Origin of the sequence: Bacteroides sp. 2_2_4, from assembly GCF_000157055.1 — a bacterium.
Lineage (GTDB): Bacteria > Bacteroidota > Bacteroidia > Bacteroidales > Bacteroidaceae > Bacteroides > Bacteroides ovatus.
The window spans coordinates 121,301-134,139 of sequence record NZ_EQ973364.1 but is presented as its reverse complement, the minus strand read 5'-3'; the positions used below and the strand labels follow the sequence as shown (position 1 = coordinate 134,139).

The window sequence follows — 12,839 nt, the reverse complement described above, 5'->3', positions numbered from 1 at the left end:
ATGAAAAAACTTATTCTATTCTTATTCTTGAGCACGAGCCTGTTCTGTTTCGGACAAGGCAAGAGTGCATTGAAAGACATTCAGTCTATTAAGTTCTATGGGGTAGACTACTCCCAAGTAAAAATTTTCGGTGCAGATGAATCACCGGCACAATTCAAAGATGCTTTCAGACGTATCAATGAACTGTTCATCACAGAAGCTAAGAAGTATAACGTAGGAAAACAATTGAAAAAAGAAGTGACAGAGATTTCACTGGATGCCGTTAATCAGGTGAACGAAAACATCGACCTGGCCGAGCTAATGACTGCTAAAAGAGAATATACTCTTAGTAAAGAGCAAATCAAAGCAGCCATCAACGCATTGCCTATCCAGAAAACACCCGGAGTAGGTATGGTGTTTATCGCACAGTTCCTGGACAAATCAAACAATAGAGGTACGTATGAAGTCGTATTCTTCAATACCGAAACAAAGGAAATCATTGAAGAATGGATTACCGACGGCAAGGCACGTGGTTTCGGATTGCGCAACTATTGGGCAGGCTCTATCTATAGCGCACTCAAGAAACTATAAACAATAAAAATACAAGTATGAGAAAACTACTATTAGTACTGACCTTATTATTAAGTATCAGTACGTATGTCGCAGCACAGAATTACACAGAAGTAGTGTATTTAAAGAATGGCAGCATTATTAAAGGAGTAATCATTGAACAAGTGCCCAATGTCTCTTTAAAAATCAAAACAGGTGATGGCAGCCTCATCATCTGTCAGATGAGTGATGTGACTAAAATCACAAAAGAAGAGCGGTACACAAGAGATTATCGTAAGGATACCAACGACCGCAAAGCCGCAAGAAATACATTAAAAGGCTATAAGGGTTTCGTAGACTTTGCATATATTGGCGATGTGAGCGACTACAATGCCTCTAAAATTGAATTATCAACCACACATGGTTATCAATTCAACAATTATTTCTTTGTAGGTGGTGGCGTTGCTTTCAACTACTATACCGATGCAGATCTTTATGCAGCCCCCATCTATGCTAACTTCAGAGCTAACTTCATCAACAAAAAAGTGACTCCGTTCGCCGACGTAAAAGCCGGATATGCTGTAGGAGACATAGAAGGAGCGTATGCTTCAATAGGAGTAGGAGTACGTTTTTCTTTAAAAGGGAAAAAGGCCTTGAATTTAGCTTTGATGTATAACTTCCAAGATTATGACGCCACAACAGATTATAGTTACAGCTATGGAGGGCATTATTATCATAACAGTTGGAATGATACATGGGAGTTACATGGAGTAGGAGCGAGATTCGGATTTGAATTCTAAGCCTGTTTGCAATACAGATAAATTTCTTACCCTACTATTGCTTTTCACTAATTAATTTTGTATCTTTAGTAATTTTCATCCTTTTGAGGATAGCTAGTCACCTTATAGAATGATAAATGTCACCCTATAAGGTGACATTCGTCTTTTTATAAAGTGCCCATTGTCCCGTTACAACAGGACGACTACCCGACTGCATAAAAAGTCACTAGTTTCTGCACTGAAAAGTCTTAATCTATGCACTGAAAGACCTTAAATACAATGAAGAATAATGGAAACGTTATTGATGCGTTATATAAAGAATATTAGGAACTTTCCGTTCTCCGGCATGGTCAAACCGCCCATTGTCACAAGGATAATTAACGACTCCATTATCTGATGCACCAGACAACCAAAGAGTAGTAGATCCACCTCCATCCAAATTTAATGCATCCTCACCTCCTAAAACCCGGATCAGATGTGCCAATTCCGGAATATTCACTCCTCCTGCTTGTTCAGGAAAACGCCCGTCTACCGTTATCAACAGTATTTTTCCATCCTTAGTAGTAGCAACAGCACTACGAGGGTGCTTCGTCCGGATAAAATTCGGTTCACACGAGTTCCAATCACAAACCTGTCCGTCTTTCAACATTAACGGACCGGAAGCTAGTATCGTACCTGCTTTGCCTTTATAATTCTTTTCTATCTGTTTGTTCCAAGGAATTAATTTCATTCCCCTTTTGCGCACACTAATGGCTCCTGTGACACGCTGTTTAAACTCACTCTGCAGCGTTGTATCAATAACTTGGCGATCCGTCTTCAGGAAACAGACCGAGTTTCCCCGTTTCATGTCAAAATAGGAGCCATTAATGGCTGCAATGGCGTTATATTCAGAAGCAATCTTACTTGTTTCTTTCATTTTATCCGAAACGGCAACATCAACTTTCAAGCCCGCACCGGGATCAACTTCTATCAGACTAACAGACTGGGGTCCCTGATACAATCGGGGGATAGAAGCATACTTATAAATGAGTCCTTTTTGAGGACTTTCCACCTTCCATTGGGCAGATACGATTGCCAAAGAATCGGATGCGGTTTGCCCTTTCAATGTTCCGATAGAACATAAAATCAAGATAGCAATTAACAAGTTTCTTTTTATCATAGATAGAGAAATGAATCATTTAGGCCGCTAAAGCTAGTTAATAATCGCCATTCATCCAAAAATCCCTGTAACTTTCCGCTCGCTCCATTTTCTCTACCTCCCTTTTTTACTATCCAGATAATCCATATCTTCTGACTGCATCTAATTCAGAGTGAGCAACAGAGCTTTAAGTCAACTTTTAATAGCTTCTTATTTTTGATATTGCAGAGTTTTTCCTATCTTTGTTTTCGGAAGGTAATACAAATGAAGAAAGGAGAACCATGATGTCTCGCATAGAGAAAAACAAATTGAATTTTACTGTAGCTTTAATCGCAGAGTTCGCAGCGACTTATCAAATCAAGCAAAAACAGGCATTCAACTATTTGAATCGTTTTAAAGGCCTTGTTTTTTTACAAAAACACTATGAAGTAATGCACACACAATCTTTCGAAGATTCTATTGAAGCTTTATCAATGGTATGCCGTAGAAATGGAGGACAACTGTAATGAAGCTATACCATGGTTCAAATATGGAAATAGACAAGCCGGACCTATCTCGTTCAAAGCCCTTCAAAGACTTTGGCCAAGGATTTTATCTTTCTCCCGGTTATGAACAGGCACATGCCTTAGCCAAACAAAAAACCGATCAATTACAATCCGGAGAGCCATGTGTGACCATCTTCGAACTGGAAGATCAAATAATAAAGACTTCAGATCTGCAAATAAAAATATTCGATGATTACTGTGAAGAATGGGCACAGTTCGTTTTACTCAACCGCGACCGTAGCCATACACATCCTGCACACACTTACGATATAGTCATTGGTCCTATTGCCGACGACGGAGTAACCTATCAGTTACGTCGTTACAGCATGGGAGACATTTCAATGAGCAGATTGATTGAAGAACTAAAATATGCCAAAGGGTTGACCATACAATATTACTTCGGCACTGAACATGCCCTTTCATACCTAAAGAAACTATGAAGCTGACGAATACACAAATAGAATGTATGATTGAAGATTTAAGTAGTGAAATCATACGGATACTCATGGAGGAATGGCAGTATAATATGACGCAAGCAATGGAAATCTACTACAATTCCGACACCTTTGAGCGTTTGAGTGATCCGACTACGGGACTTTATTACCAAAGTGCCGGTTACGTGTACGACTTTCTAAAAAAAGAACTGACCACAGGACAAGTTAGTTAGAATAGAGTTTCACACTTGCTTGTCAGCATCCCATATCTTTCACAAGTAAAAAAGCTACCTTTATCAAACCTCTGTTTTCTACAGCCTTGAAATATTTTCGTCTTATCTACTATACACTTCCGCTTTTTTTCGTACTTTTACCCCTTGTTGGAAAGAAGTGCCTTTTCAACCCTTGAGAACAGAAAAAGAAAAAACAATATATAAAATGAATCACAAATGGAATTATCGACCCATTACACCCGAACAGGCAGAGACAAGCCAGACATTGGCCCAGGAACTAGGGATTAGCCCGATACTTGGACAACTTTTGGTGCAGCGGGGAATTACAAAGGCAGCAGATGCCAAGAAGTTTTTCCGCCCGCAATTGCCCGACCTGCATGATCCGTTCCTGATGAAGGATATGGATATTGCAGTAGAACGTCTGAACAGGGCGATGGGAAAGAAAGAACGTATTCTAATTTATGGAGATTATGACGTAGACGGTACTACTGCCGTAGCATTGGTCTACAAGTTTATTCAACAGTTCTATTCGAACCTTGATTATTACATACCCGACCGATACAATGAAGGGTATGGCATTTCTAAAAAAGGAGTGGACTACGCCGCAGAAACCGGTGTAGGACTGATTATTGTACTCGATTGTGGAATTAAAGCAGTAGAAGAAATCACTTATGCCAAAGAGAAAGGGATTGATTTCATCATCTGCGATCATCATGTACCGGATGATGTGCTTCCGCCTGCCGTAGCTATTCTGAACGCCAAACGCCTGGACAATACGTACCCGTACACTCACCTTTCCGGTTGTGGAGTCGGTTTCAAGTTTATGCAGGCATTCGCTATCAGTAACGGTATCGAGTTCCACCACCTGATTCCTTTGCTGGATATTGTAGCTGTGAGTATTGCATCGGACATCGTTCCGATTATGGGTGAAAACCGTATCCTCGCCTACCACGGTCTGAAGCAACTGAACAGTAACCCGAGCATTGGTATGAAGGCTATTATCGACGTATGCGGACTTTCTGAAAAGGAAATCACCGTCAGCGATATTGTGTTTAAAATCGGACCGCGCATCAATGCATCAGGACGTATTCAAAACGGAAAAGAAGCCGTAGACCTGCTGACGGAAAAAGATTTCTCGGTAGCACTTGAGAAAGCCGGACAAATCAACCAGTACAACGAAACCCGGAAAGACCTCGACAAGAGTATGACGGAAGAGGCAAACAACATCGTTGCCAATCTGGAAGGATTAGCGGATCGCCGCTCCATCGTGCTCTACAACGAAGAATGGCACAAAGGCGTGATCGGCATCGTAGCTTCCCGTCTGACAGAAGTGTACTACCGCCCTGCCGTGGTACTGACCCGGACGGATGATATGGCAACAGGTTCCGCACGTTCAGTTTCCGGCTTCGACGTATATAAAGCAATCGAGCATTGCCGCGACCTGCTGGAAAACTTCGGGGGACATACATACGCCGCCGGACTGTCGATGAAAGTGGAAAACGTGAATGCCTTTACCAAACGATTCGAAGAATACGTTTCACAGCATATCTTACCGGAACAAACCAGTGCCGTTATCGAGATTGATGCTGAAATAGATTTCAGGGATATTTCATCCAAGTTCTTCAGCGACCTGAAAAAGTTTAATCCTTTCGGTCCTGATAACACGAAACCTATTTTCTGCACTCATCATGTTTATGATTACGGAACAAGTAAAGTGGTGGGACGCGATCAGGAACATATCAAACTCGAACTGGTCGATAATAAATCGAATAATGTAATGAACGGTATCGCGTTCGGACAGAGCTCACACGTACGTTATATCAAAACGAAACGCTCGTTCGACATCTGTTACACCATTGAAGAAAACACGCACAAGCGTGGTGAAGTACAACTTCAAATCGAGGATATAAAGCCGATTGAATAAGTATCAGGAGATATTAAAGCAATATTGGGGATATGACTCCTTCCGCGACTTGCAGGAGGAGATCATCACCAGTATCGGCGAAGGCAAAGATACACTGGGACTTATGCCGACCGGAGGCGGTAAGTCCATCACTTTTCAAGTGCCTGCTCTCGCCCAGGAAGGGATTTGCATTGTCATTACTCCTCTCATCGCCCTGATGAAAGATCAGGTGCAAAACCTGCGTAAACGCGGCATCAAGGCGCTTGCCATCTATTCAGGCATGACACGGCAGGAGATTCTCACTGCTCTTGAGAATTGCATCTTCGGTAATTATAAATTCCTCTATATTTCTCCAGAACGTCTGGACACGGACATATTCCGTACCAAACTGCGATCAATGAAAGTCTCCATGATTACGGTCGACGAAAGTCACTGTATCTCACAATGGGGATATGACTTCCGTCCTGCTTACCTGAAAATTGCCGAAATACGGACATTGCTACCGGGAATTCCGGTACTGGCACTTACGGCGACCGCCACTCCGGAAGTAGTGAAGGATATTCAAGCTCGCCTGGATTTCCGTGAAGAGAATGTTTTCCGCATGAGTTTCGAACGGAAAAACCTGGCATATATCGTCCGGCAAACGGATAACAAAACTCAAGAGCTGTTGCATATCTTACGAAAGATACCCGGCAGTGCCATTATCTATGTCCGCAACAGACGACGCACCAAAGAAATCACCGAGTTACTGGTAAACGAAGATATTACCGCCGACTTCTATCACGCCGGACTGGATAATGCCGTAAAAGACCTCCGGCAAAAACGCTGGCAAAGCGGAGAAGTTCGTGTAATGGTAGCGACAAACGCCTTTGGAATGGGGATTGATAAACCCGACGTGCGCATCGTATTGCATCTCGATCTCCCCGACTCTCTCGAAGCTTACTTCCAGGAGGCCGGTCGTGCAGGAAGAGACGGTGAAAAAGCGTATGCTGTGATCTTATACACCAAAACGGACAGAACGACGCTGCACAGGCGCGTTGTGGATACTTTTCCCGACAAAGAGTATATTCTCAATGTCTACGAACATCTGCAGTATTACTATCAGATGGCAATGGGCGACGGTTTCCAATGTGTCCGCGAATTTAATCTGGAAGAGTTTTGCCGGAAGTTCAAATACTTCCCGGTTCCGGTGGACAGTGCACTGAAAATACTGACTCAAGCCGGTTATCTGGAATATACGGACGAACAGGATAATGCCTCCCGTATTCTTTTCACGATTCGCCGGGACGAACTATACAAATTGCGGGAAATGGGAACGGAAGCCGAAGTACTGATACAGACGATTCTCCGCTCTTACACCGGAGTATTCACCGACTATGCCTATATCAGCGAAGCAACCCTGTCCATACGTACCGGACTGACCCGTGAACAAATTTACAATATACTGGTCACGCTTACCAAACGTCGCATCGTGGATTACATCCCGCACAAAAAGACACCTTATATTATATACACCCGCGAACGGCAGGAACTTCGTTTTGTGCATATTCCTCCTTCCGTCTACGAAGAACGCAAAGCCCGGTATGAAGCCCGCATCAAAGCGATGGAAGAGTATGTCACTTCGGAGAATGTGTGCCGGAGCCGGATGCTGCTCCGTTACTTCGGAGAGAAGAACGAGCACAACTGCGGACAATGCGATGTTTGTCTTAGTCACCGTGCAACTGGTGCCCTGACCGAGAATTCTTTCGATTTCGAGGAACTGAAAAAGAAAATATCAGAATTACTTACCCAGAAACCGCTGACACCGGTAGAAATAGCCGATAAGATAGAAGCGGAGAAAGAGAGCATCAGCGAAGTCATCCAATATTTATTGGAGGAAGGTGAATGGAAGATGCAGGATGGAATGATACATATTTCAAAATAAGTTACTACCTTTGCAAGGTAACTCAAAAATAACACACCATGCCGAACTTTTTTAAATCTTTCTTCTCCGGTAAGTCGGAAACTCCGGAAAGTGAAAAACAGAAAAACGATCAGAAAAATTTCGAGATCTTCAAATACGACGGTTTACGTGCGCAACGCATGGGACGTCCGGATTATGCAGTAAAATGTTTTATTGAAGCTCTTGCCATCAAGGAAGAGTTTGAAACAATGGGCTATCTTAGCCAACTCTATATCCAGATGGGGGAAATGGCAAAGGCCCGCGAATTATTGGAAAAGATGGCTGCTATGGAACCTGATGTCACAAGTACTTTCCTGACACTGGCCAATGTATGCTTCATCCAAGAAGATTATCAGGCAATGGAAGAAGCTGCCAATAAAGCGATTGCCATCGAAGAAGGAAATGCCGTGGCTCATTATCTGTTAGGGAAGGCCCGCAAGGGACAGGATGACGACCTGATGACTATTGCCCATCTCACCAAAGCAATCACTTTGAAAGATGATTTCATTGAAGCTCGCCTATTACGTGCGGAAGCATTGATGAACCTGAAACAGTATAAAGATATGATGGAAGATATAGATGCTGTGCTCGCCCAGAATCCGGAAGAAGAGACAGCCATGCTCCTGCGCGGAAAAGTGAAAGAAGCAGACGGCAAGGACGAAGAGGCAGAAGAGGACTACAAACTGGTGACGGAAATAAACCCGTTCAACGAACAGGCATACCTTTATTTAGGGCAACTTTATATCAACCAGAAAAAACTGACGGAAGCTATCGGCCTGTTTGATGAAGCCATCGAGCTGAATCCGAACTTTGCGGAAGCCTACAAAGAACGCGGACGTGCTAAATTACTGAATGGTGATAAGGACGGTTCGGTAGAGGACATGAAGAAATCTCTGGAATTGAATCCGAAAGAGGAAGCTGGTCTGAACGGAGAATTCAAGAACCTGGGACCAAAGCCTGAAGCACTTCCCGGCATCTTTTAAGTATCCTTTTCATCTATTTTAGGCAAGAAAACAAAAAAAGTATCGTTTTTTGTTTGCATCTAACAGAAAATTATTACTTTTGCCCCAGAATTAAAAACCAAAGCAAAAAAGATAGATTCGAATGAAATCATTTACTTATGCATATTACTTCTTTTTTTACTTTTACTTTAGCAACAAAGTAGAGCGGGAGTTTGTATGTATCAAGTGACAGTGATGCTTAAGGACTGAATAGAGAAATCAATCATATGAATCCCGCTCCAATATGGACGCGGGATTTTTTTATATAATACATTTAGAACAATGAAAAAGATAGCAATTCAAGGAACACTCGGCTCATATCATGATATCGCCGCACACAAGTACTTCGAGGGAGAAGAAATAGAGTTAATCTGTTGTGCCAACTTCGAAGACGTGTTTACTTCGATACGGAAAGACAGCCAGGTCATCGGAATGCTAGCCATCGAGAATACGATTGCGGGAAGTTTGTTGCACAACAATGAATTGTTGAGACAAAGCGGCACACAGATTATCGGTGAATACAAACTGCGCATTTCACACAGCTTTGTCTGTCTCCCCGATGAGAACTGGGAAGATCTGACAGAAGTCAACTCCCACCCTATCGCCCTGATGCAGTGTCGCGAATTTCTGAATCAACATCCGCAGTTGAAAGTGGTGGAAGGTGAAGATACGGCCCGCAGCGCAGAAATCATCAAGAATGAAAATCTGAAAGGACACGCTGCCATCTGCTCCAAAGCAGCAGCTGAACGTTACGGTATGAAAGTCCTTCAGGAAGGTATTGAAACAAACAAGCACAACTTCACCCGTTTTCTGGTTGTTGCCGATCCCTGGCAAGTAGACGAACTCCGTCAACATCATGCCAATGCAACCAACAAGGCAAGTATCGTATTCACTCTTCCACATACGGAAGGCAGCCTGTCACAGGTTTTATCCATTCTATCGTTCTATAATATCAATCTGACAAAAATTCAATCGTTGCCTATCATCGGACGGGAATGGGAATACCAGTTTTACGTAGATGTAGCTTTCAACGATTATCTAAGATACAAGCAGTCTATTGCTGCAATCACTCCATTAACCAAAGAACTTAAATTATTAGGCGAATATGCAGAAGGAAAGTCAAACGTATAAAATCGCTCCTGCCGACAGATTGGCAAGTGTTAGCGAATACTACTTCTCAAAGAAGCTAAAAGAGGTAGCACAGATGAATGCAGAGGGAAAGGATGTTATCAGCCTCGGTATCGGAAGCCCTGATATGCCTCCCTCAAGGGAAACCATCGAAACATTGTGCAACAATGCTCATGATCCCAACGGACACGGTTACCAACCGTATGTAGGTATCCCCGAACTGCGCAAAGGCTTTGCTGCCTGGTATCAACGCTGGTATGGAGTGGAACTGAATCCGAATACGGAGATACAGCCTTTAATCGGCTCTAAAGAAGGAATTCTCCATGTTACGCTGGCATTCGTCAATCCGGGTGAGCAGGTGCTAGTCCCGAATCCGGGATACCCTACCTATACTTCTTTGAGTAAAATACTCGGAGCGGAAGTTATCAACTACGACCTGAAAGAAGAGGATGGCTGGATGCCTGACTTCGAGGCACTGGAAAAAATGGATCTTAGCCGTGTAAAACTGATGTGGACCAATTATCCCAACATGCCGACGGGAGCCAATGCAACTCCGGAAATCTATGAACGTCTCGTTGACTTTGCCCGTCGTAAGAATATCGTAATTGTGAATGATAATCCGTACAGCTTTATCCTGAACGATAAGCCTATCAGTATCCTAAGTGTACCGGGAGCCAAAGACTGTTGCATCGAGTTTAACTCTATGAGCAAGAGCCACAATATGCCCGGCTGGCGTATCGGCATGCTGGCGTCAAACGCGGAATTCGTGCAATGGATACTGAAAGTGAAAAGTAATATCGACAGTGGTATGTTCCGTGCTATGCAACTGGCTGCAGCAACTGCTCTTGAAGCCGAAGCGGACTGGTATGAAGGCAATAACGAGAATTACCGCAACCGTCGTCACCTCGCCGGTGAGATTATGAAAACATTGGGATGCACCTACGACGAAAAACAAGTAGGAATGTTCCTTTGGGGAAAGATTCCCGCTTCCTGCAAAGATGTAGAGGAACTGACAGAAAAGGTGCTGCATGAAGCAAGAGTGTTTATCACTCCGGGATTTATCTTCGGCAGTAACGGAGCAAGGTATATCCGTATCTCACTTTGTTGCAAGGACAATAAGCTGGCAGAAGCTCTGGAAAGAATTAAAAGAATCTAACCTCTCCCAAAGAGAGAACGACAGTAGAATGAGACAGAACAATTTCAATGAAAACAAGTTATTAAAAGAATAAAAACAAATAAGAATATGGAACTCGAATCAATTTTATTACCGGGCGTTGAAGCTAAAAGACCGATTGTCATTGCCGGCCCGTGTAGCGCAGAAACGGAAGAACAAGTAATGGATACAGCCAAACAACTGGCTGCTAAAGGACAAAAAATATATCGTGCCGGAATCTGGAAGCCGCGTACCAAACCGGGAGGTTTCGAAGGTATCGGTGTAGAAGGTCTTGCCTGGTTGAAAGAGGTGAAGAAAGAAACTGGAATGTATGTTTCTACGGAGGTAGCAACAGCCAAACACGTTTACGAATGTCTGAAAGCGGGAATCGATATTCTTTGGGTAGGTGCACGCACCACTGCCAATCCTTTCGCCGTACAGGAAATCGCTGACGCACTGAAAGGGGTTGATATCCCTGTATTGGTTAAGAACCCGGTGAACCCGGATCTCGAATTATGGATCGGAGCACTGGAACGTATCAACAACGCTGGTTTGAAGCGTCTGGGTGCTATCCACCGAGGTTTCAGCAGTTATGACAAAAAGATCTATCGAAATCTTCCCCAATGGCATATTCCTATCGAACTACGCCGCCGTATCCCTAATCTTCCGATTTTCTGTGATCCGAGCCATATCGGTGGAAAACGTGAGTTGGTAGCACCGCTTTGCCAACAGGCTATGGACTTGAATTTCGACGGTCTGATTGTAGAAAGCCACTGCAACCCGGATTGCGCATGGAGCGATGCTTCTCAACAAGTTACTCCGGACGTACTCGACTATATCCTCAATCTGTTGGTAATCCGTACGGAAACACAGTCTACCGAAAGTCTGGCACAGCTCCGTAAACAGATTGACGAATGTGACGACAATATCATTCAGGAATTAGCAAAAAGAATGCGTGTGGCACGTGAAATCGGTACTTACAAAAAAGAGCACGGAATCACAGTCCTTCAAGCCGGACGTTACAATGAGATTCTGGAAAAACGTGGCGCGCAGGGCGAACAATGCGGTATGGACAGCGAGTTTATGAAGAAGATTTTCGAAGCCATCCACGAAGAATCAGTTCGTCAACAGATGGAAATTATTAATAAGTAGTTAGAGTAGTCAAGTAGTATCTACTACTTACTACTTGACTACTAAATAATAAACATTATGAGAATATTAATCCTTGGAGCTGGTAAAATGGGCTCCTTCTTTACTGATATTTTGAGCTTTCAACACGAGACGGCCGTGTTCGACGTCAACCCGCACCAGTTGCGTTTCGTCTATAACACGTATCGTTTCACTACATTGGAGGAGATTAAGGAATTTGAACCGGAACTGGTTATTAATGCTGTTACAGTGAAGTACACGTTGGATGCCTTTCGCAAAATACTGCCTGTATTACCGAAAGACTGTATCATTAGTGACATTGCCTCTGTAAAAACAGGATTGAAGAAGTTCTATGAAGAAAGTGGTTTCCGCTACGTTTCCAGTCACCCTATGTTTGGCCCGACTTTCGCAAGTCTTAGCAATCTAAGCAGCGAAAATGCCATCATCATCAGTGAAGGCGACCACCTGGGAAAAATATTCTTCAAAGACCTCTACCAGACATTACGGTTGAACATCTTCGAATATACATTTGATGAGCACGACGAAACAGTAGCCTACTCGCTTTCTATTCCGTTCGTATCGACGTTCGTATTTGCTGCCGTAATGAAACATCAGGAAGCCCCGGGAACTACGTTCAAAAAGCACATGGCAATCGCCAAAGGGCTGCTAAGCGAAGATGATTACCTGCTTCAGGAAATACTGTTCAACCCACGCACTCCGGGACAAGTGACTAATATCCGGACAGAGTTGAAAAACCTTCTCGAAATCATCGAAAACAAGGATGCGGAAGGTATGAAAAAGTATCTGACGAAGATCCGGGAAAAGATTAAATAATCAATACCGGTGCCAAGATTTAACGATCCCCTGCAAAAAAGTTCTTTGCAGGGGATTTTTTTATGTGTACCT

Annotated in this window: 13 protein-coding genes; 12 read left to right on the top strand and 1 reads right to left on the bottom strand. The window is 43.3% G+C overall.

The window, feature by feature from the left end:
- Together BSCG_RS07655 and BSCG_RS07660 are read left to right on the top strand one after the other, a co-directional pair.
- Nucleotides 1-570 carry a hypothetical protein gene (locus BSCG_RS07655; RefSeq protein WP_004305468.1) on the top strand — a complete coding sequence of 190 codons (570 nt, stop codon included), beginning with the start codon at nucleotides 1-3 and terminating at the stop codon, nucleotides 568-570.
- Nucleotides 571-587: 17 nt separating this feature from the next.
- Complete coding sequence (locus tag BSCG_RS07660; protein WP_004323596.1) at nucleotides 588-1,328, top strand: hypothetical protein; 741 nt, start codon at nucleotides 588-590, stop codon at nucleotides 1,326-1,328.
- Nucleotides 1,329-1,605: 277 nt separating this feature from the next.
- On the opposite strand, the gene BSCG_RS07665 is transcribed toward BSCG_RS07660, so the two are convergent.
- Nucleotides 1,606-2,466, bottom strand: coding sequence for a phosphodiester glycosidase family protein (locus BSCG_RS07665; protein ID WP_004297274.1), 861 nt, complete (start codon nucleotides 2,464-2,466; stop codon nucleotides 1,606-1,608).
- A 263-nt stretch (nucleotides 2,467-2,729) separates the two neighbouring features.
- Here BSCG_RS07665 and BSCG_RS07670 point away from each other — a divergent pair, with 263 nt between their 5' ends.
- The 10 genes from BSCG_RS07670 (at nucleotide 2,730) to BSCG_RS07715 (ending at nucleotide 12,767) form a co-directional block, all read left to right on the top strand.
- A complete protein-coding gene (locus tag BSCG_RS07670) occupies nucleotides 2,730-2,951 on the top strand; it encodes a DUF3791 domain-containing protein (RefSeq protein ID WP_004305471.1) in 222 nt (73 codons plus the stop codon).
- Entirely contained in the window at nucleotides 2,951-3,430 is a 480-nt protein-coding gene (locus BSCG_RS07675; protein ID WP_008776722.1) for a DUF3990 domain-containing protein, read from the top strand. The genes BSCG_RS07670 and BSCG_RS07675 overlap by 1 nt, the downstream gene beginning before the upstream one ends.
- On the top strand, nucleotides 3,427-3,657 hold the full coding sequence (locus BSCG_RS07680; RefSeq protein ID WP_004297270.1) for a hypothetical protein: 231 nt from the start codon (nucleotides 3,427-3,429) through the stop codon (nucleotides 3,655-3,657). The genes BSCG_RS07675 and BSCG_RS07680 overlap by 4 nt, the downstream gene beginning before the upstream one ends.
- Nucleotides 3,658-3,862: 205 nt before the next feature.
- Nucleotides 3,863-5,581, top strand: coding sequence for a single-stranded-DNA-specific exonuclease RecJ (gene recJ / locus BSCG_RS07685; protein WP_008776721.1), 1,719 nt, complete (start codon nucleotides 3,863-3,865; stop codon nucleotides 5,579-5,581).
- Entirely contained in the window at nucleotides 5,574-7,484 is a 1,911-nt protein-coding gene (locus BSCG_RS07690) for an ATP-dependent DNA helicase RecQ (RefSeq protein ID WP_008776720.1), read from the top strand. Before recJ ends, BSCG_RS07690 begins: the two co-directional genes overlap by 8 nt.
- 38 nt (nucleotides 7,485-7,522) lie before the next feature.
- Nucleotides 7,523-8,485 (top strand): tetratricopeptide repeat protein, encoded by a 963-nt coding sequence (locus tag BSCG_RS07695; RefSeq protein WP_008776719.1) that lies wholly within the window; start codon nucleotides 7,523-7,525, stop codon nucleotides 8,483-8,485.
- Nucleotides 8,486-8,785: 300 nt separating this feature from the next.
- A complete protein-coding gene (locus tag BSCG_RS07700; protein WP_004297266.1) occupies nucleotides 8,786-9,634 on the top strand; it encodes a prephenate dehydratase in 849 nt (282 codons plus the stop codon).
- Complete coding sequence (locus BSCG_RS07705; protein ID WP_004297265.1) at nucleotides 9,609-10,787, top strand: pyridoxal phosphate-dependent aminotransferase; 1,179 nt, start codon at nucleotides 9,609-9,611, stop codon at nucleotides 10,785-10,787. The genes BSCG_RS07700 and BSCG_RS07705 overlap by 26 nt, the downstream gene beginning before the upstream one ends.
- Nucleotides 10,788-10,874: 87 nt before the next feature.
- Entirely contained in the window at nucleotides 10,875-11,936 is a 1,062-nt protein-coding gene (locus tag BSCG_RS07710; RefSeq protein ID WP_004297264.1) for a bifunctional 3-deoxy-7-phosphoheptulonate synthase/chorismate mutase type II, read from the top strand.
- A gap of 57 nt (nucleotides 11,937-11,993) precedes the next feature.
- A complete protein-coding gene (locus BSCG_RS07715) occupies nucleotides 11,994-12,767 on the top strand; it encodes a prephenate dehydrogenase (RefSeq protein WP_004297263.1) in 774 nt (257 codons plus the stop codon).
- The last annotated feature ends 72 nt before the right edge of the window (nucleotides 12,768-12,839 follow it).

Excerpts from the sequence above, each read along its gene's own strand:
- recJ (WP_008776721.1), top strand. The coding sequence starts at position 3,863 with ATGAATCACAAATGGAATTATCGACCCATTACACCCGAACAGGCAGAG.
- BSCG_RS07695 (WP_008776719.1), top strand. The coding sequence starts at position 7,523 with ATGCCGAACTTTTTTAAATCTTTCTTCTCCGGTAAGTCGGAAACTCCG.
- BSCG_RS07665 (WP_004297274.1), bottom strand. The coding sequence starts at position 2,466 with ATGATAAAAAGAAACTTGTTAATTGCTATCTTGATTTTATGTTCTATC.
- BSCG_RS07670 (WP_004305471.1), top strand. The coding sequence starts at position 2,730 with ATGTCTCGCATAGAGAAAAACAAATTGAATTTTACTGTAGCTTTAATC.
- BSCG_RS07660 (WP_004323596.1), top strand. The coding sequence starts at position 588 with ATGAGAAAACTACTATTAGTACTGACCTTATTATTAAGTATCAGTACG.
- BSCG_RS07675 (WP_008776722.1), top strand. The coding sequence starts at position 2,951 with ATGAAGCTATACCATGGTTCAAATATGGAAATAGACAAGCCGGACCTA.
- BSCG_RS07715 (WP_004297263.1), top strand. The coding sequence starts at position 11,994 with ATGAGAATATTAATCCTTGGAGCTGGTAAAATGGGCTCCTTCTTTACT.
- BSCG_RS07700 (WP_004297266.1), top strand. The coding sequence starts at position 8,786 with ATGAAAAAGATAGCAATTCAAGGAACACTCGGCTCATATCATGATATC.
- BSCG_RS07705 (WP_004297265.1), top strand. The coding sequence starts at position 9,609 with ATGCAGAAGGAAAGTCAAACGTATAAAATCGCTCCTGCCGACAGATTG.
- BSCG_RS07655 (WP_004305468.1), top strand. The coding sequence starts at position 1 with ATGAAAAAACTTATTCTATTCTTATTCTTGAGCACGAGCCTGTTCTGT.
- BSCG_RS07680 (WP_004297270.1), top strand. The coding sequence starts at position 3,427 with ATGAAGCTGACGAATACACAAATAGAATGTATGATTGAAGATTTAAGT.
- BSCG_RS07710 (WP_004297264.1), top strand. The coding sequence starts at position 10,875 with ATGGAACTCGAATCAATTTTATTACCGGGCGTTGAAGCTAAAAGACCG.